Here is a 26005-nt window from a genome sequence, read left to right on the forward strand (position 1 = left end):
GCTAGGCCGGGGGAGCGCGGGACGGCTTCTCCGATCCTGACCGTCCCGCCGACGCGCCGGAGCGCTGCGGTCAGCTCACGTCGAGTCCCGCTTCACCAGCTCCGTCGGCAGGATCACCGCCGCCGGGTCCTCGCCGCCTATCTGGGCGAGCAGCACCCGCACCATCTCGGCGCTGATGCGGTCGTAGGGCTGGCGGATCGTGGTGAGGGCGGGGACGGCCTCCGTCGCCGCGACGGAGTCGTCGAAGCCGCCCACGGACACGTCCTCGGGAACCCGGCGCCCCGCCTGGCGCAGCGCTGTCAGCGCACCCCGCGCCATCAGGTCGGAGGCGACGAACACGGCATCCATGTCCGGGGCCTGCACGAGGAGTCGTTCGGCCCCCGCCTTGCCGCTGGCCCGGCTGTAGTCCCCGGAGACCACGAGCCGCTCGTCGACCTCGAGGCCCGCCTCCATGAGCACCTCCTTGTAGCCGGCGAGCCGGTCCACCCCGCCCGGTGTGTCCAGCGGGCCGCTCACCATGCCGATCCGGCGCCGGCCCAGCGACACCAGATGGCGCACCATGTCACGGGCGCCGTCCCGGTCGTCCGCGGCCACATAGCTCACCTTGGAGCGCAGCCCCATCGGCTTGCCGCACTGCACGAGGGGCACCCCCGCCTCCCGCAGCTCCTCCGCGACCGGGTCGCCGGAGTGGCTGGAGACCAGCAGCACCCCGTCGACATGGCCCGCGGTGATGTACCGGGTGATGCGCCGCCGTTCGTCCTTGGTGCCCGCGAGCATCAGCAGCAGGGGGATGTCGTGCGCTGCCAGCGCCTGGGTGCAGCCGCTGAGCAGCACATTGAAGTTGGGGTCCTCGAAGAACCGCTCCTGAGGCTCTGTCAGCAGGAAGCCCACGGAGTCGGAACGGCCGGTGATCAGTGAGCGGGCGTGCCGGTTCACGACGTACCCCGTCCTGCGGATCGCGGCGTTGACCGCCTCCGCCGCCGACGGGCTGACATAGTGCCCGCCGTTGAGGACGCGCGAGACGGTGCCTCGTGAGACTCCTGCCTCGCGCGCCACGTCGTGGATGGTCGGCGGTTTGCGCCGACCCCCCGCACCATTGTTCATGGTCATGACTTTACGGCTCCGGACAGCAGATCCAGGCTCCAGAAGCGCTGAATGATCAGGAACAGCGCCACCAGCGGGAACACGGCCAGGAACGCGCCGGTGATCACCAGCGTGTAGAGCGCCGGGGTGTTGGCGCCCTGTTCGAGGAGCGTGAACAGGCCGAGCGTGATCGGGAACTTCTCGTCGTCGCTGAGCATGATGTACGGCAGCAGGAAGTTGTTCCAGATCGCCACGAACTGGAACAGGAACACCGTCACCATGCCGGGCACCATCATCGGCAGCGCGATCCGGGTGAAGATCCGCCACTCGCTCGCCCCGTCCATCCGGCCGGCCTCCACCACGTCGCTCGGTACGGCCGCGGCCGCGTAGATGCGCGCGAGGTAGACGCCGTACGGCGAGAGGATCTGCGGCAGCAGCACGGACCAGTAGGAGTCCGTGAGGTCCGCGTTCGCCATCAGCAGGTACTGCGGGACGGCGAGGATGATCGGCGGCATCAGCACGCCCGCGAGCAGCACGTTGAACATCGTCTCGCGGCCCCGGAAGCGGTACGTCGCCAGCGCGTAGCCGCTGAAGGCCGACACACACGTCGACAGCAGCGCGCCGAGGATCGCGTACAGGGCGGAGTTGCCCATCCACTGCCAGTAGATGCCGTCACGGTAGGCGTTGAGGTCCGTGAGGTTGTCGGCGAAGCCGGTGCCCGGCAGGAACGTGAAGGTGGAGAACAGCTCACTGCCCGACTTGGTGGCCGCGATCACCACCCACGCCACCGGCAGCAGGCAGTAGATCGCGCCCACCAGCAGCGTGATCGTCGGCACCAGCGCGATCCGGCTGCGCAGCGGCGGACGGCTGTGCGCCGTGCCCGTCGCGCCGGCCGCCGAAGGGGCTTTCTGTACGGCAAGAGAACTCATCGTGCTGCCTCCTGCTTGTTACGACGGTTGGCGGCCCGCAGAAAGCCGAACGACAGCACCAGCGTGGCGATCGCGATGATCACGGCCTCGGCGGCCGCCTGGTAGATGTCACCGGTGCCGAACGCGTCCCGGTACACCTTCATCAGCGGACTCCAGGTCGTGGACACGGAGTTGGTGAGCGGCTTCAGGGTGGTCGGCTCGTTGAACACCTGGAGTGTCGCGATGATCGAGAAGAAGAAGGTCAGCACCAGCGAGGGCGCCACCATCGGGATCTTGATCCTCAGCGCGATCTGCAGCGGGGTGGCGCCGTCCAGCTTCGCCGCCTCGTACACCTCGGCCGGGATGGCCTGCAGCGAGGTGTAGATGACGATCATGTTGAAGCCGGTGCCGCCCCAGACCGCGATGTTCGACAGGGCGAGGTACAGCGGACCGCCGTCCAGCAGGTCCGGCTGCGGCATGCCCAGCTTCTGAAGCACGTAGTAGAAGGGGCTGACGTCCGGCAGGTACAGGAAGCCCCACAGCAGCGCCGCCACCACGCCGGGGATGGCGTACGGCAGGAAGATCGCGAGCCGGGTGAAGGGCGCGAGGCGCACCTTGTCGGAGTCGAGCATCAGCGCGAACAGCAGCGCCAGGCCCAGCATCACCGGGACGACGATGCAGCCGTAACCGAGGACCCGCAGCGCGCCGTCGACCAGCTCGCTGTCGGTGAGGGCGTCGGTGTAGTTCTCGATGCCGGCCCAGACCTCCTTCCGCGCGCCCGACCCGAGGCCCAGGCCCAAGACGTGCACCTTGTGGAAGCTGAGCCAGACCGCGTACCCGATGGGCAGCGCGAAGAACAGGGCGAAGAGGACCGTCGCGGGGAGGAGGAAGAAGTAGGGGGCGCTTCGCTCTCGTTTGAGGGTGGTGGTGGGAGACGGGTGGGCATACGGGGCCCCCTTGACCCCGTACGACTTCCGGCGTGCGGTGGTCACTCGGAGACCTCGAAGCCCTGCTTCTTCATGTCGGCGACGGTGTCCGACTGCATCTTGTCCAGAGCGGCGGAGAAGTCCGACTTGTTCTTCGCGGCGGCGCCGAACGCGTCCTTGAAGGTCGTGTAGGCGACGTTCACGTTCGGGCCCCAGGCCGACGGCGCCGTCGTCTTCGCGATCTTGGCGGCGGTGGTGTAGAAGTCGGCCTGGTTGGAGAAGTAGGCCGGCGGGGTGGTGAAGGCGCCGCTGAGCTGGGCCGAGGTGGAGGCCGGGTAGATGCCGCTCTCCTTGGCCAGCGCGTTCAGGGCGTCGCCGTCGGTGTTCAGCCAGGCGGCGAACTTGGCGGCGGCCTCCTTGTGCTTGGAGTCCGTGGTCACGGCCGTGGAGGAGCCGCCCCAGCTGCCGGTGACGTTCTCGCCGTTCGACCACTGGGGGAGCGGGGCCATCGCCCACTTGCCCTTGGTGTCGGGCGCGGCCGTGGTCAGGGTGCCCGGCGCCCACACGGCGGAGACCCAGGCGATCTGCTTACCGGTGTTGAGCGCCTTGTTCCAGGCCGGGGTGTACATCGGCTGGTTGTCGATGGCGCCCTCCTTGACGAGGCCGCCCCAGAAGTCGGCGACCTTCTTGGTGGCCGTGTCGTTGACGCCGACCTTCCACTTGTCGCCGGAGGTGGTCCACCACTTGGCACCGGCCTGCTGGGCGAGGCCCGCGAAGAGACCGGAGTCGTTGGCGGAGAACGTGGTGAGGTCGAGGTCCGGCGCCTTCTTCTTCAGCGCGCGGGCCGTCTCGGCGAACTGCTCCCAGGTCTGCGGAACCGTCAGGCCGTACTTCTTGAAGAGGTCGGCGCGGTAGTAGAACATCATCGGGCCGATGTCCTGCGGCACCGCGTAGACGGCGTCCGTGCCCAGCGTCGTCTGCTGCCAGACACCGTCGGCGAACTTGGCTCTGGCGTCGCCGACGTTCTTTGCTATGTCCGCCAGCGCGTCATTGCTGACCAGCGTCGGCAGCGCCTGGTACTCGGCCTGGACCAGGTCCGGCGCCTTGCCCGCCTTGTGCGCGGTGAGGATCTTGGTGACCAGCGTGTCGCCGGACGCCTGCTTCTTCGCCGTGACGGTGATCTGGTCCTTCTTGCCCTGGCCCTTGTTCCACAGGTCCACGACCTTGTCCATGCCGGGCGTCCAGGTCCAGTACGTCAGCGAGACCGGACCGGACTCGGCCTTGCTGTCGTCGTCGGACGAGCCGCACGCGGCGAGCGCGGTGGCGCCGAGCGTGACGGCGATGGCGGAAGCTGCACCTCTGACAATGAGCCGCCGACGCTTCGTGTTGGGCATGGATCTCTCCCCTGACCTGGGTCCTGGTGTCTGTGAGCGTTCACAGTAGAGAAACATCATGGACACTTGTCAATGGTTGTTGCTGTGCGGTTATGTTGGGCCCGCACCGCCAAACTGATGTGTGCACGTTCCCATATGTTCGATCAAACGGGAGAAAATCCATGCCGGAGACCACCCCCAGGGGCCTCACCGGGCTCGCCTTCGGTGGGGACTACAACCCCGAACAGTGGCCGGAAACCGTCTGGCAGGACGACGTCCGGCTGATGCGGGAGGCCGGCGTCACCATGGTGAGCGTCGGGATCTTCTCCTGGGCCCTGCTGGAGCCCTCGCCCGGGGTGTACGACTTCGGTTGGCTGGACCGGATCATCGACCTGCTGCACGAGAACGGCATCCGTGTCGACCTGGGCACCCCCACCGTCGTCCCGCCGGTCTGGTTCTTCCGCAGCCACCCCGAGGCGCTGCCGGTGACGCCCGAGGGCGTCCGCTACGAGTTCGGCTCGCGCGGGGCCATCTGCCACAGCAACGCGGACTACCGCGCCGCGGCGGCGAACATCACCACCCGGCTCGCCGAGCGCTACGGCGACCACCCGGCGCTGGCGATGTGGCACGTGCACAACGAGTACGGCGTCCCCGTCTCGGCCTGCTACTGCGACTCCTGCGCCGCCCACTTCCGCCGTTGGCTGGCGACGACGTACGGCACGGTGGAGGCGGTCAACGAGGCCTGGGGCACCGCCTTCTGGGGCCAGCGCTACGCGGACTTCGAGGACATCAACCCGCCGCGCGCCACCCCGACCGTCGGCAACCCGGGCCAGGCCCTGGACTACAAGCGGTTCGCCGACGCCACCATGCGCGAGAACTTCTGCGCGGAGCGGGACGTCCTGCACCGCCTCGCGCCCGGCGTCCCGGTGACGACGAACTTCATGACCGCCCTCAGCCAGTGCGACTCCGTCGACTACTGGGCCTGGGGCCGCGAGGTCGACCTCGTCACCAACGACCACTACCTGATCACCGACGGCCGCCGCACCCACGTCAACCTCGCGATGGCCGCCGACCTCACCCGCTCCGTCGGCGCCGGCGCGCCCTGGATCCTGCTGGAGCACTCCACCTCGGGCATCAACTGGCAGCCGCGCAACCCGGCCAAGGCCCCCGGCCAGATGGCCCGTAACTCCCTCGCCCATGTGGCCCGCGGCTCCGAGGGCGCCATGTTCTTCCAGTGGCGGCAGTCCCGGCGCGGCGCCGAGAAGTTCCACTCGGCGATGGTGCCGCACGGCGGCACCGACACCCGCGTGTGGCGCGAGGTCGTCGAGCTCGGCGCCTCCCTCGACTCCCTCAGCGTGATCGGCGGCACCCGCACCGACGCCGACGTGGCGATGCTCTGGGACTGGCACTCCTGGTGGGCGCAGAACCTCGCCTGGCGCCCCAGCGAGGACGCCGACCCGCGCGAGCGCGCCGACGCCTTCTACGAGGTCCTCTACGACCGCCACCTCACCGTCGACTTCGCCCACCCCGAGGCCGACCTCGCGCAGTACCCGCTGGTCGTGGTCCCCGCCCTGTACCTGATGACCGAGGCGGCCGGGAACAACCTCAGGGAGTACGTCGAGAACGGCGGCACCCTCGTCGTGTCGTACTTCTCCGGCATCGTCGACGAGCACGACGCCGTCCACGAAGGCGCCTACCCCGGCGCGCTCCGGGACGTCCTCGGCCTCACCGTCGAGGAGTTCTCCCCGCTGCTCCAGGGCGAGGGCGTGCGCCTCACCGGCCCCGACGGCTCCGAGCTCGGCGGCGACGTGTGGACGGAGTTCGTCGTCCCGCAGGGCGCCGAGACCGTTTGGACCTACGCCGACGGCCTCACCGCCGGGCATCCGGCCGTCACCCGGCACCGCCTCGGCGAGGGCACCGCCTGGTACGTCTCCACCCGACTCGGCCACGAGGGCCTGGACGCGGTGCTCGGCTGGGCCGCCGAGGACGCGTCGATCGCCCCGCGCGCCGACCTGCCCCACGACGTCGAGGTCGTGCGCCGCTCCGGCGAGACGGGCAGCTACCTCTTCGCGATCAATCACACCGCCACCGACGCCAAGGTGTCGCTGGAGACCTCCGGCACCGAACTGCTGACGGGCGAACGCGCCGCCGGCCGCCTCGCGGTCCCGGCGGGAGCCGTCCGGGTCGTACGACTCGACGGCTGAGCCGACTCCCCCTTCGCCCGTGGAGCCGCGAGCCGCGGGCGAAGGGGGTCCCTCCCGCACGAGGGAACCCCACCCCCATCACGTCGAAGGGACGACGGACGACGATGTTCCATCCCAGACGCACCCTCAGGGCCCTGCTGCTGCCGCTCGCCGCGGGACTCGCCCTCACCGCCCTTCCCGCGCAGACCGCCCAGGCGGCGAGCACCCTCACCAACGGCGGCTTCGAGTCCGACGGCACCGGCACCGCGACACCGGCCGGCTGGTCCACATACTCGGCGGCCGGCCAGAACTCCGCCTCCTTCACCGAGGCCGGAGGCCACGGCGGCAGTTACCGCCTGTCCCACTGGGCGTCCACCGCCTACAAGGTGGAGACGTACCAGTACCTCTCGGGCCTGACCAACGGCTCCTACAAGCTGACCGCCTGGGTCCGCTCCGGCGGCGGCCAGAACGCGGCCTACATAGCCCTCAAGAACTGCGGCGGCCTGGACCAGCGCACCGACCTGCCGGTCTCGTCCAGCGGTTGGGTGCACATCGTCACTCCGGTCAGCGTGACCAACAACCAGTGCACCATCAGCATCAACAGTGACGCGAACGCGGGCAACTGGATCAATGTGGACGACCTGGCCTTCACGTCCGGCACGACCGGACTGTCGATCAAGGGCGCCGACATCTCCTCCCTCGCCAAGAGCGAGGCCAAGGGCGGTGTCTACAGGACCGCTTCGGGCGCCACCGGCGACGCGGTCACCATCCTGAAGAACGCCGGCATGAACTACGCGCGCCTGAAGGTCTGGGTCAACCCGGCCGACGGCTACAACAACAAGACGCGCGTCCTCGCCATGGCCAAGCGCGTCAAGGCCGCCGGGCAGAAGCTCCTGGTCGACTTCCACTACTCGGACACCTGGGCCGACCCGGGCGCCCAGTCCAAGCCGGCCGCCTGGGCGAGCCACTCGTACAGCCAGCTCAAGACGGACGTGTACAACCACACCTACGACGTGTTGAACGCGTTGAAGGCCCAGGGCACCACCGCCGACATGGTCCAGGTCGGCAACGAGATCAACGGCGGCATGCTGTGGTCCGAGGGCTCCACCGACAACTGGAGCCAGCTGGCCGGTCTGCTCAACTCCGGCTACAACGCCGTCAAGGCGGTCAGCTCCTCCACCACCGTCGCCCTGCACCTGGCCAAGGGCGGCGACCTGAGCGGCACCCGCTGGTGGTTCGACAACGCCGTCTCCAACGGAGTGAAGTTCGACTCGATCGGCCTGTCGTACTACGGCTACTGGCACGGCACCCTCGCCGACTTCCAGACCACCCTGGACGACGCGGCCTCCCGATACTCCAAGCCGGTGTTCGTAGCCGAGACGGCCTACCCGTTCCGTCTCGACAGCGACGACTCGCTCACCAACCAGATCGACCTGTCCTCCGAACTGGTCTCCGGCTACCCGGCGACCGCGGCCGGCCAGCTGGCCTGGATGAACGCCGTCGCGAACATCGTGGAGGCCGTCCCGAACGGCCGTGGCCTCGGCGTCTTCTACTGGGAGGCGACCTGGACGGCCGTCACCGGCAACGGCTGGGACCCGACCGACGCCGCCTCCGGCAACGGCTGGGAGAACCAGGCCCTGTTCGGCTACGACGACAAGGCCCTGTCCTCCATGTCCTGGTTCAGCCACCGCTGATCCCCGACCCCGTCGAGCAGGGGTCCGGCCGCGCCCCGCGGCCGGGCCCCCGCCCGTTTCGCGACACACTGTCGAAGCGGCACACCCGTTCGGCGGAGAGTGGTGGGGAACTTCGGGAAGAGGCGACAGAGGACAGAGAGATCACCTTCCGGAAAAGCCCGGCAAAAGACCACGGGTACGACCCGCCGCCCACTTTCCCGCCTGCGAGGATGACCGCCTCCTCAAGGAAGGGCGGACCCCTATGGACCGTCGGGCGCCTCTCGTCCCCCTCAGGTACATCACTCTCCCCGGTCACGGCCCCGAAGACGTCGTCGCCGACCCCAGAGGGCGGATCCTGACCGGGGTGTCGGACGGGAGGATCCTGCGCGTCGAGGGTCTCGAGGATCCGCCCACGGCCCGCGTCGAGCACATCGGCGAGATCGGCGGCCGTCCGCTCGGCCTCGAACTCCTCCCGGACGGCGACCTGTTGGTCTGCTGCGCCGACGGCGCCCTGCTGCGCGTCGACCCCGAGGGCGGTTCAGGCAACGTGCGGGTCCTGACCGAGTCGGCGGCGGGGGAGCGGCTGCGTTTCTGCAGCAATGTCGTCGCCCTGCCCGACGGAACCGTCTACTTCACCGTCTCCAGCCAGGTCCACCCCTTGGCGGACTGGATGGGCGACCTCGTCGAACACACCGGCACCGGACGTCTGTTACGCCTCGCCCCCGGTGCCCGTGAGGCCGAAGTCGCCCTGGAGGGTCTGCAGTTCGCCAACGGCCTCGCGCGCAGCGCCGACGACTCCTTCCTGATCGTCGCCGAGACCGGCGCCCGCCGCCTCACCCGCTACTGGCTCACCGGCCCCCGGGCCGGGCAGGCCGAACCCCTCGTCGAGCACCTGCCGGGGTTCCCGGACAACCTGTGGCGCGGCGCGCCCGACGGCCCCGTCTGGGTGGCGCTGGCCGGGCCGCGCGTCCCCCCGCTCGACCTTCTGCACCGGACCGGCCCCGCGGTCCGCGGGCGCGCCGCCCGGCTGGCCCTGAAAGCGCCGTACCGTCCCTCGGCGTGGGCCGGTGTGCTGGCGATCGATGACGAGGGCCGCATCCTGCACCACCTCACCCGCCGCCGCTCCGGATTCCGCATGGTCACGAGCGTCTGCGAGACCGGTGGCCGACTCGTCCTGGGCAGTCTCTGGGAGCGCGGCATCGCGGTCTGTGAGGCGCCCGTGTCCAAATGAGGCGGCGCTACGCTGGTGCCCGGCCGAGATCACCCCGACGAGGGGGGTGGTCCCGGACCGGGCAGGAGAGGTACGACATGACAACCCCGCAGGCCGAGAGCCTGCGCACCAGCGCACCGCGGCGCACCGCCGGGACGGGTCAGCTCCCGGTGGTCGCCGTCGTGTCGGCCGGCGGCGGCATCGGCGCCGCCGCCCGCTACGCGGCCTCCCTGTGGTGGCCCACCCCAACCGCTGGCTTCCCCTGGACCGTCTTCTGGGTGAACGTGATCGGCTGCGCGGTGATCGGCGTCTTCCTGGTCCTCGTCACCGAGGCCATGACCGCCCACCGGCTGGTGCGCCCCTTCTTCGGCACCGGCGTGCTCGGCGGCTTCACCACCTTCTCCACGTACGCCGTCGACCTTCAGAAGCTGTTCGACGGCGGTCGTCCCGGCACCGCCCTGGCCTATCTCGCGGGGACCCTGTGCGCGGCGCTCACAGCGGTGTGGCTCGCGGCCACGGCGACCCGCCGCACTCTGCAGTGGAGGCGACCATGACGAGACTCACCGGCGGCGCCCTGAGGCTGACCGTCTTCGTCGGCGAGAACGACACCTGGCACCGCAAGCCCCTCTACACGGAGATCGTGCACCGCGCCCACGCGGCCGGTCTCGCCGGGGCCAGCGTCTTCCGGGGCATCGAGGGGTTCGGGGCGTCGTCCCTCATCCACACCGCCCGGCTGCTCTCGCTCAGCGAGGACCTGCCGGTGGCGGTCGTCGTCGTGGACACCGAGGAACGGGTGCGGGCGTTCCTGCCCGAGCTCGACGAACTGGTCACGGAGGGCATGGTCACCCTCGATCCGTGCGAGGTGATCAGGTACGTCGGCCGGGGCGAGAAGCAGGGCGAGAAGCGGAGCCGAAGCCGGAGCGGGAGCCGGAGCGGGAATCCGGACGATTCGGGCACGGAGGGTAAGAAGTCGTTGTGAACTGGCTGGTCGTCGTCACCGGCGGCATGATCGGCGCCCCGCTGCGCTATCTGACCGACCGCGCGGTGCAGTCCCGGCACGACTCCGTCTTCCCCTGGGGCACCTTCGTCGTCAACATCACCGGCTGCCTGATCCTCGGCACGCTGACCGGCGCCGCCGGTGTCGGCCCCGACCTGCGGTTGTTTCTGGGGACCGGGCTGTGCGGGGCCCTGACGACGTACTCGACGTTCTCGTACGAGACGCTCCGGCTCACCGAGACCGGCGCGGGCCTGTATGCCGCCGCCAATGCCGTGGCGAGCGTCGTCGTCGGCCTCGGGGCCGCTTTCGCCGGGGTGGCGGTCGGCCAGTCGGTGTGGCCATGAGCGGCTGAGCCGGCTGCGGGCCTGGTAGGACTGTGTACGACACCGGAGCGTCTACAACGCTGTCGACCGATTCGTCTCCTCAGAACTGGATTCCATGAGCGCCATCTCCGTCGGCCAAGCCGTCGTCCTCGGAGCCGTCGAGGGAGTGACCGAGTTCCTCCCCGTCTCCTCGACCGGACATCTGAAGATCACCGAAGGCCTGATGCACATCCCGGTCGACGACGACGCCGTCGTCGGGTTCTCGGCCGTGATCCAGGTCGGGGCGATCGCCGCCGTGCTCGTGTACTTCCGCAAGGACATCGTGCGGATCGTGTCGGCCTGGTTCCGCGGACTGCGCCACCGCGAGGAGCGACAGCACCACGACTACAAGTTCGCCTGGTGGGTGATCTACGCGACCATCCCGATCGTCGTCGTGGGCCTCGCCGCCAAACCGCTCATCGAGGGCCCGCTGGCCTCGCTGTGGGTCGTCGCGGGCTCGCTGATCGTCGGCAGCGGCGTGATGTGGGCGGCCGACCAGATGGGCCGCCACAAGCGGGGCGAGGACGACACCTCGTTCAAGGACGCGATGCTGGTCGGCAGCTCCCAGATCCTCGCGCTGCTCTTCCCCGGTTTCTCCCGTTCCGGCGCCACCATGTCCACCGCGCTCATGCTCGACCTGGACCGGGTCGCCGCCACCCGGCTGTCGTTCTTCCTCGGCATCCCCGCCCTGACCGGCGCCGGAATCTACGAGCTGAAGGACGCCCTGGGCACCGGCGCGGGCGCGGCGCCCCTGGCCGTCGGCACGGCCGTGTCCTTCGTCGTCGCCTACGCCTCCATCGCCTGGCTGCTGAAGTTCGTCGCCAAGCACTCCTTCAACGCGTTCGTCGTCTACCGCATCGTCGTCGGCCTGGCCCTGTTCGGCCTGCTGGCCACCGGAGTCCTCGACAGCTGAGCCCCCACCAGGGCCACACCACCCGGCCCCCGATACGCCCCCCGCCCTGCCCAGCACCCACCGGTTCTGGTCAGCGGCGACCGGCCCTGAGCAGCGCCCACCGGCCCTGAGCAGTGCCCACCGCACCGGTTCTGGCCAACGGCGACCGGTGTTGAGCGGTGGCCCCCGCGCTAACCGGTGGCCACCGGTTCTGGCCGACGGCCACCCGTTCTGGGCAGGGGCCACCGGCGCTGTGCAGTGCCCGCCGGTCTGGGCAGCGGCGACCGGCCCTGAGCAGCGCCCACCGGGCCTGCCCAGCACCCACCGCGTTGAGCAGCGCCCGCCCCGGTCTGGTCAGCGGCGACCGGCCCTGAGCAGCGCCCACCGGCCCTGAGCAGTGCCCACCGCACCGGTTCTGGCCAACGGCGACCGGTGTTGAGCGGTGGCCCCCGCGCTGACCGGTGGCCACCGTAGTGCTCCGCGGCGAAAGTCCTTCAGGGGGCGGGAAGTTGTCTTTCAGGGATCCCGCTGCCTGAATTTTTTGTTTCTGGGCGTCTTGACAGCGGCCTTGGGCCACCCGGAGTATCACTCCCGTGAACCTGTCAGACAGCCAGACAGGTGGTCGGGGCCCGCGGCGCGTCAGCGCGATGGAAGCGGTCCTCACCCACCTCCGCGGCGCCATCGAGCGCGGCGAGTACGCCATCGGCGACAAGCTTCCCTCCGAGGCCGAGCTCTGCCGCACCCTCGAGGTGTCCCGGCCCGTCCTGCGGGAGGCGCTGCGCGCCCTGCAGACCATGGGCCTGACGGTCGCCAAGACCGGCAAGGGCACCTTCGTGATCGCGAACACCGTCGAGGACCCCACCTTCGGCGACTACGCGGCCAGCGACCTGCTCGAGGTGCGCCGCCACGTCGAGATCCCGGTCGCCGGGTACGCGGCGCTGCGCCGCACCCCGGAGAACCTGGACCACCTGGCCCATCTGCTCGACCGCATGGAGCGGGAGACGGACACCACCGCGTGGGTCGCGATGGACACCCTCTTCCACCTGGCCGTCGCCGAGGCCGCCCAGAACCCGGTCTTCCGCCGGGTCATCGAGGAGATCCGGGACGCACTGGCGCGTCAGTCGGCCTTCCTCAACGAGCTGGGCGGACGGCGCGAGCAGTCCAACCGCGAGCACCGGGCGATCGTCGAGGCGCTGATCGACGGTTCCGAGCCCGACGCGGTGGAGGCGATGAGCCACCACCTCGACCGCGTCGAGACGACCCTCACCGACATCGTGCGCGCCCCGCGCACGAACCCTCACCTGGAAGGCGGACCCGCGGCGTGAGCGACCAGCACCTCAAAGACGAGACGCGTACCTCCCCCCGTCACGTCGACGCCGGAGACGAGGGCTACAGCAAGTCGCTGAAGTCCCGTCACGTCAACATGATCGCCATCGGCGGCGCCATCGGCACCGGCCTCTTCCTGGGCGCCGGCGGCCGGCTCGCCGACGCCGGACCCTCCCTGTTCATCGCCTACGCGGTCTGCGGCGTCTTCGCCTTCCTCGTCGTGCGCGCCCTCGGCGAACTCGTCCTGTACCGCCCGTCCTCCGGCGCGTTCGTGTCCTACGCCCGCGAGTTCCTCGGCGAGAAGGGCGCGTACACGGCCGGCTGGATGTACTTCCTGAACTGGGCCACCACCGGCATCGCCGACATCACCGCGGTCGCCACCTACACCCACTACTGGGGCATGTTCTCCGACATCCCGCAGTGGGTGATCGCGCTGATCGCCCTGGCCGTGGTGCTCACCGTGAACCTGATCTCGGTGAAGATCTTCGGCGAACTGGAGTTCTGGTTCGCCATCGTGAAGGTCAGCGCACTGGTGATCTTCATGTGCATCGGCATCTTCCTGCTGGTCACCCAGCACCAGGTCGACGGCACCACCCCCGGCCCGTCCCTGATCACCGACAACGGCGGCGTCTTCCCCAACGGCCTGCTGCCCATGCTGCTGATCATCCAGGGCGTCGTCTTCGCCTACGCCTCGGTCGAACTGGTCGGCGTCGCCGCCGGTGAGACCGAGAACCCCGAGAAGATCATGCCGAAGGCGATCAACTCGATCATGTGGCGGGTCGGCCTGTTCTACGTCGGCTCGGTCGTCCTGCTGTCGATGCTGCTGCCGTGGAACAAGTACACGTCCGGCGAGAGCCCCTTCGTGACGGTCCTGTCCAACATAGGCATCCCGGCGGCGGGCGGCGTGATGAACCTGGTCGTGCTCACCGCGGCCATGTCCTCGCTCAACTCCGGCCTGTACTCCACCGGCCGCATCCTGCGCTCCATGGCGATGTCCGGCTCCGCCCCGAAGTTCACCTCGGTCATGAGCCGCAGCCAGGTCCCGTACGGCGGCATTCTGCTCACGAGCGGTATCTGTGTCCTGGGCGTCGGCCTGAACTTCGTCGTCCCGGCGGACGCCTTCGAGATCGTCCTCAACTTCGCGGCGATCGGCATCCTCTCCACCTGGGGCATGATCATGATCTGTCACTTCCTCTTCTGGCAGAAGACCCAGAAGGGCGAGCTGACCCGCCCGAGCTACCGGCTCCCGGGCTCCCCGTGGACCGAACTCGTGACCCTGGTCTTCCTCGTCTCGGTCCTCGTCCTCATGTACGCCGACGGCGGCGCGGGCCGCACCACGGTGCTGTGCCTGCCGCTGATCGTCGCGGCGCTCGTCGCCGGCTGGTACGCCATCCGCCGCAACCTCGCGCGCACCGCGGCCAAGGCCGACGCGTGAGTCCGGCGCCCGCCCACGACAACCCACAAGTGATCCAGGCAGTGATGTACAGCAGTTCCCTCGCGCACGCCCCCGCGATCCGTGAACCCCTCCACGCCCCCGTCGCCCACCTCGTGCGCGGCGGCGTGACGGAGGGGATCCACTACGGCTCCGTCGTCGTCCTCGGCACGAGCGGTCAGGTCGACTTCCAGCTCGGCGACATCGAGGCCGCGTTCTACCCGCGCTCGGCGCTCAAGCCCGTCCAGGCCGTCGCCATGCTGCGGGCCGGCCTGCCGCTCGACGGCGAGCTGCTCTCGCTCGCCGCCGCCAGCCACTCCGGCGAGGAACGCCACCTCGCCGGCACCCGGCGGATCCTCGAGCTGGCGGGCGTCACGGAGGAGGACCTGCGCAACGTCAAGGACATGCCGTACGACCCGGCGGTCCGCGACGCGTGGACACGCGAGGGCCGTGAGCCCTCCCGGCTGGCCCAGAACTGCTCCGGCAAGCACGCGGCCATGCTGTACACCTGCAAGCTCAACGGCTGGTCCCTCGACGGCTACCTCGAGCCGGAGCACCCGCTCCAGCAGGCGATCGCCGAGATCGTCGAGGACCTCACCGGGCAGCTGATCGCACGGGTCACCGTCGACGGGTGCGGCGCCCCTCTCTTCTCCGTCTCTCTGCACGGCCTCGCCAGGGCCGCCGCCCGCATCACCACCGCGGCCCCGGACACCCCGGAGGCGCGGGTGGCGGACGCCATGCGCGACCACGCCGAGATGGCCTCGGGCGCGGGCCGGGACGTCGCCGCCCTGATGCGGGCCGTCCCCGGCCTGCTCGCCAAGGACGGCTTCGAGGGCGTCGAGGTCGCCGCGCTCCCGGACGGCCGCGCCGTCGCAGTCAAGATCTCCGACGGCGCGAACCGCGCCCGCGTCCCGGTGACGGCGGCCGCCCTCGCCCGCGCAGGCGTGGACCCCGCCCTCCTCATCGAGTTCGCGGGCGAACCCCTCCTCGGCGGCGGCGAACCGGTCGGCTGCGTCCACCCGGTACGCGCGCTGGACCCGGTCACGGTACGGGCCTGCGCCTGACGGTTTCCGGCCGCCACCGTGGGTGTCGCGCGGCGCGGGAGGGCGCCGGTCGGGCCGTCCGTCCGGCACGGACCAGCAGACCGAGGCGGACGGCGTCCGTCCGGGCCGTCGGGCCGCCGCGACGCGGACCCGCTGGTCTGGCGCCCCCCGCCTGCCACCGCGCCGCCTGCCTGCCCGGCCCCCGGAGTACGGCACCCGGCCAGGCACCGGCCCCCGGTGGCCGCCGCTCCCGCGCGGCCCGGTCGTCGGGTGTCCTCCCGGCGCCCGGCTCCTGAACCCGCCGGTCCGGTCACCACCGGACCGGTGCCCGGTCGGCTCGGGCGGGCGTCATCCCGTACCGCCCGAGCCGACCGCCACCAACCCCCGGACGTCACCCGCTCCCCTCACCCTCACCCCTCAGAAAGAGGCCGCACCCTCATGACCGTCGCCGCCACCCGCAGTGAACACGATCTGCTCGGGGACCGGGACGTCCCCGCCGACGCGTACTGGGGTGTCCACACCCTGCGCGCCACGGAGAACTTCCCCATCACCGGGACGCCGATCTCCGCCTACCCCCACCTCATCGACGCCCTCGCCGCCGTCAAGGAGGCCGCGGCGCTCGCCAACCAGGAGCTCGGTCTGCTGGCGTCGGACAAGGCGGCCGCCATCGTCGCCGCCTGCCGTGAGATCCGGGCCGGGAAGCTGCACGACCAGTTCGTCGTCGACGTCGTCCAGGGCGGTGCCGGGACCTCGACCAACATGAACGCCAACGAGGTCGTCGCCAACCGTGCGCTGGAGCTGCTCGGCCACGCCAAGGGGGAGTACCGGTACCTGCACCCCAACGAGGACGTCAACCTCGGGCAGTCCACCAACGACGTGTACCCGACCGCCGTCAAGGTCGCGACCGTGTTCGCCGTGCGCGGGCTGCTCAAGGCGATGGCCGTGCTCCAGGACGCCTTCGGCCGCAAGGCGGTCGAGTTCCGGGACGTGCTGAAGATGGGCCGTACCCAACTCCAGGACGCGGTGCCGATGACCCTCGGCCAGGAGTTCTCGGCGTACGCCGTCATGCTCGACGAGGACCGCAGCCGCCTCGCCGAGGCCGTCGAGCTGATCCACGAGATCAACCTCGGCGCCACGGCCATCGGGACGGGACTCAACGCCCCGGCCGGATACGCCGAGTCGGCCCGCCGTCACCTCGCCGAGATCACCGGGCTGCCCCTCGTCACCGCCGCGAACCTCGTCGAAGCCACCCAGGACTGCGGTGCGTTCGTCCAGATGTCGGGGGTGCTCAAGCGCGTCGCCGTCAAGCTCTCCAAGAGCTGCAACGACCTGCGGCTGCTGTCCTCCGGGCCGCGCGCCGGCCTCGGCGAGATCAACCTGCCGCCGGTCCAGGCGGGTTCGTCGATCATGCCCGGCAAGGTCAACCCGGTGATCCCCGAGGTCGTCAACCAGGTCGCCTTCGAGGTGATCGGCAACGACGTCACCATCACCATGGCCGCCGAGGCAGGACAGCTCCAGCTCAACGCCTTCGAGCCGATCATCCTGCACTCCCTGTCGGAGTCCATCACCCACCTGCGCGCCGCCTGCCTCACCCTCGCCGAGCGCTGCGTGAACGGCATCACCGCCAACACCGAGGCGCTGCGCGCGAGCGTGGAGAACTCCATCGGCCTGGTCACCGCCCTCAACCCGCACATCGGGTACACGGCGGCCACCGACATCGCCAAGGAGGCCCTCGTCACCGGCCGCGGCGTCGCCGAACTCGTCCTGGAGAAGGGCCTGTTGCCCGCCGAGCGACTCGCCGATCTGCTGCGCCCCGAGGTCCTCGCCGGCAGCGGCTCGCCCCTCGGGTAACACCTTCTGGACCTGCGACGAACGCGCCAGGACCAGCACGGAGGCACAATGGTGATCATGACAACGACGTCGTCCCTGCCCTTCCAGCCGGTCCTGGAACGCATCGCCGAGGAGATGGAGCGCACCCCCGGCCGCGGGCGGCCCGCCGACTACATCCCGGCGCTCGCCGCCCGCGATCCGCGCAGCTTCGGCATGGCCGTCGCGGAACTGGACGGCACGGTGTACGGCGTGGGGGACTGGCGGGAGCCGTTCTCCACCCAGTCCCTCACCAAGGTCTTCACCCTCGCCCTCGACCTGGCCCGCGAGGGCGACGAGCTCTGGGAGCACGTGGGCCGCGAACCCTCCGGCAACCCCTTCAACTCCCTGGTCCAGCTGGAGTACGAGAACGGCATCCCGCGCAACCCGTTCATCAACGCGGGCGCGCTCGTCGTCACCGACCGCCTCCAGGCCCGTACCGGAGACGCCTGCGGCGAACTCCTGGATTTTCTGCGCGCAGAGAGCGGCAACCCCGCGCTCGACTTCGACGAGGCGGTCGCCGCCTCCGAGTCCGCGCACGGCGACCGCAACGCCGCCCTCGCCCATTTCATGGCGTCCTACGGCAACATCGACAACGACGTGCCGGTCCTCCTCGACCAGTACTTCCGTCAGTGCTCCCTGACCGCCTCCTGCGCCGACCTCGCCCTGGCCACCGGCTTCCTAGCCCGGCACGGCGTCCGCGCCGACGGCTCCCGGCTGCTCACCCGCAGCCAGGCCAAGCAGGTCAACGCGGTGATGCTGACCTGCGGGACGTACGACGCCGCCGGCGACTTCGCCTACCGCGTCGGACTGCCCGGCAAGAGCGGTGTGGGCGGCGGCATCATCGCCGTCGTGCCGGGCCGCTGCACGCTGTGCGTGTGGAGCCCGGGCCTGGACGAACGCGGCAACTCCGTGGCGGGAGTGGCAGCCCTGGACCGGTTCACGACCCTGACCGGGCTGTCGGTGTTCTGACCCCGGCGTATAGCCCGACTCGTCTGCCGCCATCTGTGGCTTTGCTTGGGAAAGGGCCTCTGACCCGCGTCGGAGGCCCTTTCCGGTCTTTCGGGGGTTTGCCGTGTTAGGCGGCGAAAAGTCCCTCGGAAGTCCCTCGGACAGGGCTGAAAGTCCCTGAAAAGTCCCTGGAGCGGAGGGGCGGACGACGCCTCTGAGCTGGTTCGGGTCGATGGGACATCACGCTGTCCCGCCCAGTGCCGGGACGACCACCGGTAGCAGAGCGACGAACACCGCCACCAGAAATGGTCTCTGGCCACGCCCGCGGACCAGGTGTCGGATGCCGCCCGTGACGGACACCGCGGCTGCCAGGAGAAGGTGCAGGCGTAGAGCGGCAGTGGGATCAGCGATCCAGGTCACTCATGCTGTGACCGGGGGCGATGACGGACACCCGTCTGCACGTGCTTCGACGTGGGAGGTGCACAAGCCCCTTGCGTGGGCGGGCACTTGGCCGCCGAGGGCCCTGCGTCAGAGCGGGAGGTCGTCGGGGAGTACCCGGAAACGCCTTGTAGCGGCCCAACGGGCGTATGGCCCGGAAGTCTCGTCGGTCGAGGTTGAGAATCGCGTTCGGGCCACGTGCCGCGAGGCTCAGCGTGGGCAGTGGCGGCGCCACGATGTGTCACTGGACTCGCCGCCCGTTGCCTGCCGGCGCACGGATGACGGGCCGTTCCGTCCGGTGCCCCGTACCCGGAGTGGGGGCGCCGGACGGAACTACGCCGTCGGGGAGGTGGGCACCGCTCAGGAGGTGAGCAGCGAGAGGTTCACTGTGTTGGCGATGGCCTGCATGCCCGCGCTGTTGGGGTGCAGATGGTCGCCGCTGTCGTAGGCGGGGAGCAGTTGCGCCGGGTTGGCCGGGTCCCGGAGTGCCGCGTCGAAGTCGATCACCGCGTCGAAGGCGCCGCTGGTGCGGATCCAGTTGTTGACCTGGGTGCGGATGGCGGCCTTGGCGGCGGTCTGCGTGGAGTTCGGCAGGATCGTGCCGCCGATGATCCGGACACCGGCCGTGTGCGCCTGGTTGATCATGGTCTGGTAGCCGGCGATGATCTGGTCGGCGGTGACGCTGGTGTTGTTGATGTCGTTGATGCCCTCCAGCACGATGGCGTTCTTCACGCCCGGCTGGGTCAGGACGTCGTGGGAGAACCGGGTCACGGCCGCGATGCCCGCGTCGACCACGCCGAGGCGCTGGCCGCCGGACTCGGCCTGCAGCCGCCGGGCGAGGTAGTCGGGCCAGCGCTGGTTGGCGTTGTCGGTGGCGCTGGAGCCGTCGGTGATGGAGTCGCCGATGGCCACGACGGTTCCCTTGGCCGTGGGTGACACGACGTCGAGTCCGGCGACGTAGAACCAGCGGGCCGTGGTGGTGGTGAAGTTCGGCGGGGCGCCCGCCGCCGCGGCTGCGCGAGCTGTTCGGCATCCGCACGCTGCACGAGTGGTGGCCGCTGGACGCCGGGGAGAGCGTCGCCTGCGAGGGCTTCCACGGGTCCCTGTGGTCCGAGGAGCTGGAGGCCGACGGCACCGCCGACGAGACCGTGCCGTACAAGGGCGGTGAACTCGACGGACTGCCCGCCGTCCTGCGCAAGGACCGGGCCTGGTACGTCTCCACGCTCCCCGAGCCGGACGCCCTGCGCGACCTGCTGGCCCGTATCGCGGCCGGCACGGGCGTGCGCCCGGTCCTCGACGGCCTCCCCGAGCAGGTCGAGGCGGTACGGCGGGGCGAGGTGCTGTTCGTGCTCAACCACGGCCGGGAACCGGTGACCGTGGAGGTACCCGGCACCCACCGCGACCTGCTGACCGGAACGGCCGTCACGGATCGGGTCACCCTCGGCCGCTACGACGCGGCGGTGCTCTGCCCATGACCGCGATCGACGGGCTCGTCCACGGCACCCGGGAGGCACACCCGGCCACCCACCGCGCCCTCGAACTGCGCGGCGCCGAGGACGACTCCGCGCACGGCCACCTCCACCACGCGCTCATCGCGGCCAGGCTCAGGGACCTCTACGAGGCGGACGCCGCGCACACCCTGCCCGCCGTACTGATCGAGATGCTTGTCCAGTCGACCCCCCACCGGCTGGTTCTCCTGCCCGCGCTGCCGCCCGAACTCCCGGCGGGCCGACTCACTAGCCTGCAGCCGACGCGCACCGTCCGTATCGAAGTCAGAACTTCTCCCGGCGCGGCCGAGCCGATCGATCTCGTCGCCGGAGAGGACCACGTCCTCAGCACGAGGGCGTGGTAGCAACCCCTGCATTTCCCCCCACCCATGGAAGGGACACCATGGACAGAAGTGGAATACGCAAGCTCACGATGGCGGTGCTCGCCCCGGTGATGGCTCTCGGTGCCACCGTCGGCCTGGCCTCCGCCCCTGCCTCCGCCGCCGTCTGGAACTCCTGCGACCAGTGGGGCAACACCAGCCTCGACGGCTACACGCTCTACAACAACATCTGGGGCTCCGGCGCCGGCGGCCAGTGCACCTGGGCCAACTCCGGGACCAACTGGGGTGTGTGGGCCGATCACCCCAACACCGGCGGCATCAAGTCGTACCCCAACTCGACGAAGACGATCAACAAGACGATCGACTCCCTCGGCTGGCTCACCAGCAACTACAACGTCAGCGTCCCGTCGTCCGGCGCGTACAACACGTCGTACGACATCTGGGACAACGACCACGACTACGAGATCATGCTCTGGGTCAACTACAACGGAGCGGTCGGCCCGATCGGCTCCTACCAGGGCAACGTCACGCTCGGCGGCCACAACTGGAACGTCTACAAGGGAAGCAACGGCTCCAACGAGGTCTTCTCGTTCCTGCGGACCTCCGACTCCACCTCCGGCACCGTGGACATCAAGCCGGTCCTCAACTGGATCGCCTACACCAAGGGCTGGATGCCCGGCAACGAGGTCATCGGCGACGTCCAGTTCGGCTATGAGATCACCTCGTCGGCCGGCGGACTCAACTTCAACACCAACAACCTGACCATCAACGGAGGCTGACCCCAGTGGCCTTGTAGGGCCCCGCCCCGCACGCGGGGCGGGGCCCATGTGGTCAGCAGGTCGAGTTGGTCTGGGGACCGAGTCTTGCGGGGGTGCGACAATGGCGGCCGCAGCGGCTAGGGATGGGGGCAGGGCTACCGTGCCGGACAACCGAGAGGGAACACCTTCGGCGGAGGAGCAGCGGGATCGCGGCGCGGGCCCCGTATCGGTGACGATCGCGTACATCGCCGAGTCCGCGGGCGTCTCGGTGCCCACGGTGTCGAAGGTGCTCAACGGCCGGTCGGGGGTGTCGGACGAGACGCGGGCCCGCGTCGAGGAACTGATCCAACAGTACGGTTACCGCAAGCCCCCCAAGAACCGCACCAACCTCGTGGAGCTGGTGTTCCGCGAGTTGGAGAGCATGTGGGCCGTGGAGATCATCCGCGGCGTCGAGCGCGTGGCCCGCAAGAACCGGGTCGGCGTACTGGTGTCGGAGTTCGGACTCCATGACACCTCGGGCATGACCATCGACGACACGGTCGGCCGACGCCCCCAGTGCGTGCTGTCAGTGGCGCAACTCTCCGAAGCGGAGCGGGAGCAGCTGACGGCGAAGGGCATCCCGTTCGTCGTCTTCGACCCGATCGACGAGTTGCCGGACGATGTTCCGTTCGTGGGTGCCACGAACTGGAGAGGCGGTCAGGCGGCGACCCGGCATCTGCTCGGCCTGGGGCACCGGCGCATCGCCATGATCAGCGGCCCGGACCACCCCTTCTGCCTCGCCCGGCTGTCCGGTCACGTGTCGGCTCTCGCGGAAGCCGGACTGCCGCTGGAATCCGACCTCGTGGTGAAGACCCAGCTCACGCGCGAGCACGGGTACACCGCGGCGCGGGAGCTGCTGTCCCGCCCCGATCGTCCCACCGCCGTGTTCACCGCCAACGACATGCAGGCGCTCGGCGTCTATCAGGCAGCGCGCGAGCTGGGCCTGCGCATCCCGCACGACCTCAGCGTCGTGGGCTTCGACGACGTACCGGCCGTGGCCTGGATGGATCCGCCCCTGACCACCGTCCACCAGCCGTTGGCCGAGATGGCGGCAGCCGCCACCGAGTTGGCGCTGGCGCTCGGCCGGGGTGAGCAGGTGCCGCAGGTGGGGTTGGAGATCGCCACCACTTTGACCGTCCGGGAGAGCACGGCTCCGCCGAAAGCGGAGTGAGTGACTGCGGAGCAGCCGTGCATCGCCTGGAACGCGGGGTCAGTGGCGCCCGGCGCCGATGTGCCCCCCGGAACCGGAGCCCGGAAAGGGCTCCAAATCCCGGGAGGCGCGGGGTTCATCCGGCGGTCAGAGTGGTCCACTTCTGGTTGGCACCGCCGTTGCAGTCCCACAGGTGGAGCTGCGTGCCGTCGGTCGTGGAGGAGCCCGGAATGTCGAGGCAGCGGCCGGAGGCGGGGTTGCGGTAGCCGCCGTTGTAGGGCTGCCAGACCTGGTTGGAGCCGCCGTGGCAGGACCAGATCTGCACCTTGGTGCCGTTGGCGGTGCCGCCGCCGGCGGCGTCGAGGCACTTGCCCATGGAGCGCAGGGTGCCGTCGGTGTAGGCGGACCAGAGCTGGTTGGCACTGCCGGTGCAGCCCCAGATCTGGGCCGCTGTCCCGTCGGCGGTGTTGGCACCGTTGACGTCCAGGCACTTGCCGCCGATGCCGGACTCCACGCGGGCGGGGGCGGGGGCGGGGTTCTTCAGCCACCCGGCGCTGTCCGCGGTCTGGACGCCGCGGTGGAAGGCGTCGGCCATCTTCTGGTAGCCCGAGTCGTTGGGATGCAGGGTGTCGGCCAGGTCCGCCGTGGTCAGGCTGCTCATGTCCACGTACGCGACGCGCTTGCCCGCGGCCTGCGCGTCGCTCACGATCCGGGGGATGGCCTGGTTGTACGCGGCCCTGTACTGCTCCTCCGAGCCGCTGGTGGACACGACCAGGGAGGCCACGAGGACGGTCGCGTCGGGGGCGGCGGCGGTGATCTGGTTGACCAGCGACTTCAGCCGGTCGGTGGCGGTGGAGACCTGGTAGCTCTCGTTGAGGTCGTTGGTGCCGAGATGCAGCGTCACGACGTTGGGCCGGTAGCGGGTCAGTGAGGCGTCGGCGAGTGCGGCGATCTGGTGGATCTTGTACCCGGAGTGGCCTTCGTTGTCGGGGTCCGACATCGAACCGGCCCGCCCCGTGCCCACAAAGTCCAGCGGATGGCCGTCTGCCGCAAGCCTGTTCCACAACGGAGCCCGGTAGCCGTTGCCCGTACTGCTTCCCACACCCCAGGTTATCGAGTCGCCCAACGGCATGACCCGCAAGGGCGTGGTCGAGGCGGCGGAGGCAGGGGCCACACCAGCTGCCGTCACCCCGAGTGCGGCGGCGACAAGCGTGACCAGGGGAACAAACCAGGATCTTTTCATGCAGGTGTCCTCTTCGGTGAGTGAGTGCTGAATCGACGGAACTGATCGCCGTATGTGTCGGTGACACGGGTGAGTTCGTCACCGGCACGAGAAGGCCGGGCCGCTGCCCGGTGTCACCCGTCCTGTGCGGGAGGCACCGGCGCGGTGGCGAGGACGCGGACGTCCCAGGCGCCGAGCTGCACGGGTGTCCCGGCCGGGACCACGCTGCCGTCCAGGGCGTCGGTCAGGTCAACCGGGGCTGGGGCGGTGGCCGGCTGCCAGCTCCAGTTGTGGACGACGTGGACGCGCCGGCCGTCGGGGGCGGTGCCGGTGGCGACGGTGACCGAGTCCGGCAGGCCCTGCCAGCCGCTGCGCGGGGAGGGCGCGAGCCACGCGGCGAGCGCGCGGGCCAGGTCGCGGCCGGGCACGGTGCCGACGCAGGTGACGCGGCCCGCGCCGTGGCGGCGGGTGGTGACGGCGGGCCAGCGTCCGAAGTGCGGGTGGTCGTACTCGGCCAGGACGTCGGCGTCCTCGACGGCCAGGCCCTCCACCCAGCGGGTGGCCACCGCCTCGCCCGGCAGCTGGAGCGGGCTGTCAGGCGCGGTGCGCAGCGGCAGGTCGGCGTGGAGGTTGCTGAACTCGTCGTACCGGACGCCCGCGGCCTGAACCAGCCGCGCCGGTGTCACCTCGTGGCGTGCCCGCGCCTCGTGGTCGCCGTAACCGGTGCGGGGGCCGAGGACGAGGTGGCCGCCCGCCGCCGCGTAGGCGCCGAGCCAGTCGAGCATCCCGTCGTCCGCCACGTACAGCGCGGGGGCGATGAGTACGGGATGCAGCTCGGCCGCCGACTCCGGGGCCAGTCCCGGGCGTTCGCCGCGCGGATCGTGCAACTGGCGGGCGTGCAGGATCCGCACCTGGCGCCCCGCCTCGAACGCACCCCGGTAGAACGGGTCGAAGACGCCCTCGTACGCACCCGCGTCCGGACCGCCGTCGGCACCGGCGAGCGGCGGGTGCTTGCGCATCAGCCACTTGCTCGGCGCCGAGTACACCATCGCGATGTCGGCGTCCGGTGTGATCCCGGCGACCAGGTCACCGGCCCGCTCGAACTCGGCGCCCAGCCGGGCGAGTTCACCGTAGACGCGACCCGGTCGTCCGCTGTGCGGGAGGATCCCGCCCCAGTACGTCTCGGCGCCGAAGTGCAGCGTGTGCCAGTGCCAGTACTCGATCATGCGGGCGCCGCGCGCGACCAGCGCCCACGCAGCCTGCCGCCACTGACCGTCGAAGGCGGGCCGGTTGTCCGAAGGGCCGCCGATGGCCTGGGCGTTGGTCTCCGTGATGAGGAACGGCTCCTGGCGGGAGGAGTAGATCCGGTCCGCGCTCTGGTGCAGGGCCCACGCCCCGTACGCCATCCACTGCTGCGGCAGCTTCTCGCGCGGCGGCTCGGGCATCGTGAGGCTGTCCTGCATGTCGTAGTACGGGTTGCCCGCGGTGACGTCCAGGCTGTCGGTGAGCTCGTCGTCCTCCAGGCCGGGAGAGCCGTAGGCGAGGCAGGTGGTGACGAACTGGCCGGGCCTCGCGTACTCGCGCACGATGCCGGCCTGCCGCGCGATGAACTCGGTGGTCTGGCGTACCTGGAACGCCTGCCAGGCCAGGTCGTACTGCGGCTGCGCGTTGCCCTCCGGCTTCCACAGGTCGGCCCAGGTGGACAGCCGGTGCGACCAGTACACCAGCCCCCACTCGCGGTTGAGGGTCTCGACGTCGCCGTACCGCTGCCGCAGGTCGTCGACGAACCGCTGGAAGACACCGTGGTTGTGCGGCAGTCGCGGGCCCGGCTCGTTGTCGACCTGGAAGCCGATCACCGCGGGATGGGCGGCGTAGCGGGCCACGACCGCGCGGATCACCCGCTCGGCGTGGAAGCGGAAGGCGGGGTGCGTGATGTCGACCTCCTGCCGGGCGCCCCACGCGGCGCGGCGCCCGGCGGCGTCCTCGGCGGCGATCTCCGGGTACTGCCGGGCCAGCCACGGCGGCACCGCGTAGGTGGGAGTGCCGAGCACGACCGAGATGCCGCGCTCGTGGGCGCCGTCGAGGACGGGTTGCAGCCAGTCGAGTTCGAAGCGACCGTTCTCCGGCTCCCAGGTGGACCACACCGACTCGCCGACCCGGATGACGGTGAACTTCGCCTCCGCCATGAGATCGAGGTCGGTCTTGAGCCGTTCGTACGGCTGGTACTCGTGGTAGTAAGCGGCGCCGAACAGGACGCGTGCGGGCAGATGAGTCATGCGGAGTCCTTGAGGAGGCGGAGGGTCCGGGGCAGGGGGTGGTGGCTGGCCGGTCGGAGGTCGAAACGG

21 protein-coding genes and 3 pseudogenes are annotated in these 26005 nt (G+C 70.2%); 16 read left to right on the forward strand and 8 right to left on the reverse strand.

The features are described 5' to 3' along the window. Window positions 1-75: 75 nt before the first annotated feature. From ACIBTS_RS12910 to ACIBTS_RS12925, 4 genes are read right to left on the reverse strand one after another with little or no spacing between them, the layout of a single operon-like run. Complete coding sequence (locus ACIBTS_RS12910; RefSeq protein ID WP_399318936.1) at window positions 76-1110, reverse strand: LacI family DNA-binding transcriptional regulator; 1035 nt, start codon at window positions 1108-1110, stop codon at window positions 76-78. Beyond that, complete coding sequence (locus tag ACIBTS_RS12915) at window positions 1107-2012, reverse strand: carbohydrate ABC transporter permease (RefSeq protein ID WP_399318938.1); 906 nt, start codon at window positions 2010-2012, stop codon at window positions 1107-1109. The genes ACIBTS_RS12910 and ACIBTS_RS12915 overlap by 4 nt, the downstream gene beginning before the upstream one ends. Next, window positions 2009-2983 (reverse strand): carbohydrate ABC transporter permease, encoded by a 975-nt coding sequence (locus ACIBTS_RS12920; RefSeq protein WP_399318940.1) that lies wholly within the window; start codon window positions 2981-2983, stop codon window positions 2009-2011. The genes ACIBTS_RS12915 and ACIBTS_RS12920 overlap by 4 nt, the downstream gene beginning before the upstream one ends. After that, entirely contained in the window at window positions 2980-4311 is a 1332-nt protein-coding gene (locus tag ACIBTS_RS12925; protein WP_319676058.1) for an extracellular solute-binding protein, read from the reverse strand. The genes ACIBTS_RS12920 and ACIBTS_RS12925 overlap by 4 nt, the downstream gene beginning before the upstream one ends. Window positions 4312-4472: 161 nt before the next feature. Between ACIBTS_RS12925 and ACIBTS_RS12930 the strand changes: the two genes are divergently transcribed. The 12 genes from ACIBTS_RS12930 to ACIBTS_RS12985 all read left to right on the forward strand — a co-directional run bounded on the left by ACIBTS_RS12930 (window position 4473) and on the right by ACIBTS_RS12985 (window position 18246). Continuing rightward, entirely contained in the window at window positions 4473-6494 is a 2022-nt protein-coding gene (locus ACIBTS_RS12930) for a beta-galactosidase (protein WP_399318942.1), read from the forward strand. Window positions 6495-6598: 104 nt separating this feature from the next. After that, window positions 6599-8167, forward strand: a complete 1569-nt coding sequence (locus ACIBTS_RS12935) for an arabinogalactan endo-beta-1,4-galactanase (protein WP_399318943.1) — start codon at window positions 6599-6601, stop codon at window positions 8165-8167. 241 nt (window positions 8168-8408) lie between these two features. Continuing rightward, window positions 8409-9377 carry an SMP-30/gluconolactonase/LRE family protein gene (locus ACIBTS_RS12940; RefSeq protein WP_399318945.1) on the forward strand — a complete coding sequence of 323 codons (969 nt, stop codon included), beginning with the start codon at window positions 8409-8411 and terminating at the stop codon, window positions 9375-9377. A 77-nt stretch (window positions 9378-9454) separates the two neighbouring features. Then, window positions 9455-9910, forward strand: a complete 456-nt coding sequence (gene crcB, locus ACIBTS_RS12945; RefSeq protein WP_399318947.1) for a fluoride efflux transporter CrcB — start codon at window positions 9455-9457, stop codon at window positions 9908-9910. Continuing rightward, complete coding sequence (locus ACIBTS_RS12950) at window positions 9907-10335, forward strand: DUF190 domain-containing protein (protein ID WP_319676063.1); 429 nt, start codon at window positions 9907-9909, stop codon at window positions 10333-10335. The genes crcB (ACIBTS_RS12945) and ACIBTS_RS12950 overlap by 4 nt, the downstream gene beginning before the upstream one ends. Next, complete coding sequence (gene crcB, locus ACIBTS_RS12955) at window positions 10332-10697, forward strand: fluoride efflux transporter CrcB (RefSeq protein WP_399318950.1); 366 nt, start codon at window positions 10332-10334, stop codon at window positions 10695-10697. The genes ACIBTS_RS12950 and crcB (ACIBTS_RS12955) overlap by 4 nt, the downstream gene beginning before the upstream one ends. 94 nt (window positions 10698-10791) lie before the next feature. Next, a complete protein-coding gene (locus tag ACIBTS_RS12960; RefSeq protein WP_079664389.1) occupies window positions 10792-11628 on the forward strand; it encodes an undecaprenyl-diphosphate phosphatase in 837 nt (278 codons plus the stop codon). Between the two features lie 626 nt (window positions 11629-12254). Beyond that, window positions 12255-12932 (forward strand): FadR/GntR family transcriptional regulator, encoded by a 678-nt coding sequence (locus tag ACIBTS_RS12965; RefSeq protein WP_079664390.1) that lies wholly within the window; start codon window positions 12255-12257, stop codon window positions 12930-12932. After that, entirely contained in the window at window positions 12929-14368 is a 1440-nt protein-coding gene (locus ACIBTS_RS12970) for an amino acid permease (protein ID WP_319673511.1), read from the forward strand. The genes ACIBTS_RS12965 and ACIBTS_RS12970 overlap by 4 nt, the downstream gene beginning before the upstream one ends. A gap of 44 nt (window positions 14369-14412) precedes the next feature. Further along, on the forward strand, window positions 14413-15429 hold the full coding sequence (locus tag ACIBTS_RS12975; protein WP_399319290.1) for an asparaginase: 1017 nt from the start codon (window positions 14413-14415) through the stop codon (window positions 15427-15429). A 417-nt stretch (window positions 15430-15846) separates the two neighbouring features. Beyond that, on the forward strand, window positions 15847-17259 hold the full coding sequence (gene aspA / locus ACIBTS_RS12980; RefSeq protein WP_399318953.1) for an aspartate ammonia-lyase: 1413 nt from the start codon (window positions 15847-15849) through the stop codon (window positions 17257-17259). 48 nt (window positions 17260-17307) lie between these two features. Next, window positions 17308-18246, forward strand: coding sequence for a glutaminase (locus ACIBTS_RS12985; protein ID WP_399318955.1), 939 nt, complete (start codon window positions 17308-17310; stop codon window positions 18244-18246). Window positions 18247-18753: 507 nt separating this feature from the next. Here the strand turns inward: ACIBTS_RS12985 and ACIBTS_RS12990 are convergent. Together ACIBTS_RS12990 and ACIBTS_RS12995 are read right to left on the reverse strand one after the other, a co-directional pair. Next, window positions 18754-18853 (reverse strand): annotated as a pseudogene (locus ACIBTS_RS12990) (VapC toxin family PIN domain ribonuclease); the annotation flags it as partial. A 170-nt stretch (window positions 18854-19023) separates the two neighbouring features. After that, window positions 19024-19602, reverse strand: a complete 579-nt coding sequence (locus tag ACIBTS_RS12995) for an SGNH/GDSL hydrolase family protein (RefSeq protein WP_399318957.1) — start codon at window positions 19600-19602, stop codon at window positions 19024-19026. A 71-nt stretch (window positions 19603-19673) separates the two neighbouring features. Here ACIBTS_RS12995 and ACIBTS_RS13000 point away from each other — a divergent pair. The 4 genes and pseudogenes from ACIBTS_RS13000 to ACIBTS_RS13015 form a co-directional block, all read left to right on the forward strand. After that, window positions 19674-20138: pseudogene (locus ACIBTS_RS13000) on the forward strand (Beta-galactosidase C-terminal domain); the annotation flags it as partial. Window positions 20139-20158: 20 nt separating this feature from the next. Then, window positions 20159-20515, forward strand: a pseudogene (locus ACIBTS_RS13005) (hypothetical protein); the annotation flags it as partial. Between the two features lie 38 nt (window positions 20516-20553). Further along, the gene (locus ACIBTS_RS13010) at window positions 20554-21270 is read left to right on the forward strand and encodes a hypothetical protein (protein WP_399318959.1); all 717 of its coding nucleotides are present in this window, start codon (window positions 20554-20556) and stop codon (window positions 21268-21270) included. Window positions 21271-21478: 208 nt separating this feature from the next. Continuing rightward, a complete protein-coding gene (locus ACIBTS_RS13015) occupies window positions 21479-22459 on the forward strand; it encodes a LacI family DNA-binding transcriptional regulator (protein ID WP_399319292.1) in 981 nt (326 codons plus the stop codon). A 115-nt stretch (window positions 22460-22574) separates the two neighbouring features. On the opposite strand, the gene ACIBTS_RS13020 is transcribed toward ACIBTS_RS13015, so the two are convergent. After that, on the reverse strand, window positions 22575-23681 hold the full coding sequence (locus tag ACIBTS_RS13020) for a ricin-type beta-trefoil lectin domain protein (RefSeq protein ID WP_399318960.1): 1107 nt from the start codon (window positions 23679-23681) through the stop codon (window positions 22575-22577). A 113-nt stretch (window positions 23682-23794) separates the two neighbouring features. Beyond that, a complete protein-coding gene (locus tag ACIBTS_RS13025; protein ID WP_399318961.1) occupies window positions 23795-25936 on the reverse strand; it encodes a beta-galactosidase in 2142 nt (713 codons plus the stop codon). Between the last annotated feature and the right edge of the window lie 69 nt (window positions 25937-26005).

The organism is Streptomyces sp. NPDC050121 (assembly GCF_044460385.1).
GTDB lineage: Bacteria > Actinomycetota > Actinomycetes > Streptomycetales > Streptomycetaceae > Streptomyces > Streptomyces soliscabiei.

Bases quoted from the DNA above. Each gene is read 5' to 3' on its own strand.
- ACIBTS_RS12910 (WP_399318936.1), bottom strand. From the start codon at position 1,110: ATGACCATGAACAATGGTGCGGGGGGTCGGCGCAAACCGCCGACCATC.
- ACIBTS_RS12915 (WP_399318938.1), bottom strand. From the start codon at position 2,012: ATGAGTTCTCTTGCCGTACAGAAAGCCCCTTCGGCGGCCGGCGCGACG.
- ACIBTS_RS12925 (WP_319676058.1), bottom strand. From the start codon at position 4,311: ATGCCCAACACGAAGCGTCGGCGGCTCATTGTCAGAGGTGCAGCTTCC.
- ACIBTS_RS12930 (WP_399318942.1), top strand. From the start codon at position 4,473: ATGCCGGAGACCACCCCCAGGGGCCTCACCGGGCTCGCCTTCGGTGGG.
- ACIBTS_RS12935 (WP_399318943.1), top strand. From the start codon at position 6,599: ATGTTCCATCCCAGACGCACCCTCAGGGCCCTGCTGCTGCCGCTCGCC.
- ACIBTS_RS12940 (WP_399318945.1), top strand. From the start codon at position 8,409: ATGGACCGTCGGGCGCCTCTCGTCCCCCTCAGGTACATCACTCTCCCC.
- crcB (WP_399318947.1), top strand. From the start codon at position 9,455: ATGACAACCCCGCAGGCCGAGAGCCTGCGCACCAGCGCACCGCGGCGC.
- ACIBTS_RS12950 (WP_319676063.1), top strand. From the start codon at position 9,907: ATGACGAGACTCACCGGCGGCGCCCTGAGGCTGACCGTCTTCGTCGGC.
- ACIBTS_RS12960 (WP_079664389.1), top strand. From the start codon at position 10,792: ATGAGCGCCATCTCCGTCGGCCAAGCCGTCGTCCTCGGAGCCGTCGAG.
- ACIBTS_RS12965 (WP_079664390.1), top strand. From the start codon at position 12,255: ATGGAAGCGGTCCTCACCCACCTCCGCGGCGCCATCGAGCGCGGCGAG.
- ACIBTS_RS12975 (WP_399319290.1), top strand. From the start codon at position 14,413: ATGTACAGCAGTTCCCTCGCGCACGCCCCCGCGATCCGTGAACCCCTC.
- aspA (WP_399318953.1), top strand. From the start codon at position 15,847: ATGACCGTCGCCGCCACCCGCAGTGAACACGATCTGCTCGGGGACCGG.
- ACIBTS_RS12985 (WP_399318955.1), top strand. From the start codon at position 17,308: ATGGTGATCATGACAACGACGTCGTCCCTGCCCTTCCAGCCGGTCCTG.
- ACIBTS_RS13010 (WP_399318959.1), top strand. From the start codon at position 20,554: ATGGACAGAAGTGGAATACGCAAGCTCACGATGGCGGTGCTCGCCCCG.
- ACIBTS_RS13020 (WP_399318960.1), bottom strand. From the start codon at position 23,681: ATGAAAAGATCCTGGTTTGTTCCCCTGGTCACGCTTGTCGCCGCCGCA.
- ACIBTS_RS13025 (WP_399318961.1), bottom strand. From the start codon at position 25,936: ATGACTCATCTGCCCGCACGCGTCCTGTTCGGCGCCGCTTACTACCAC.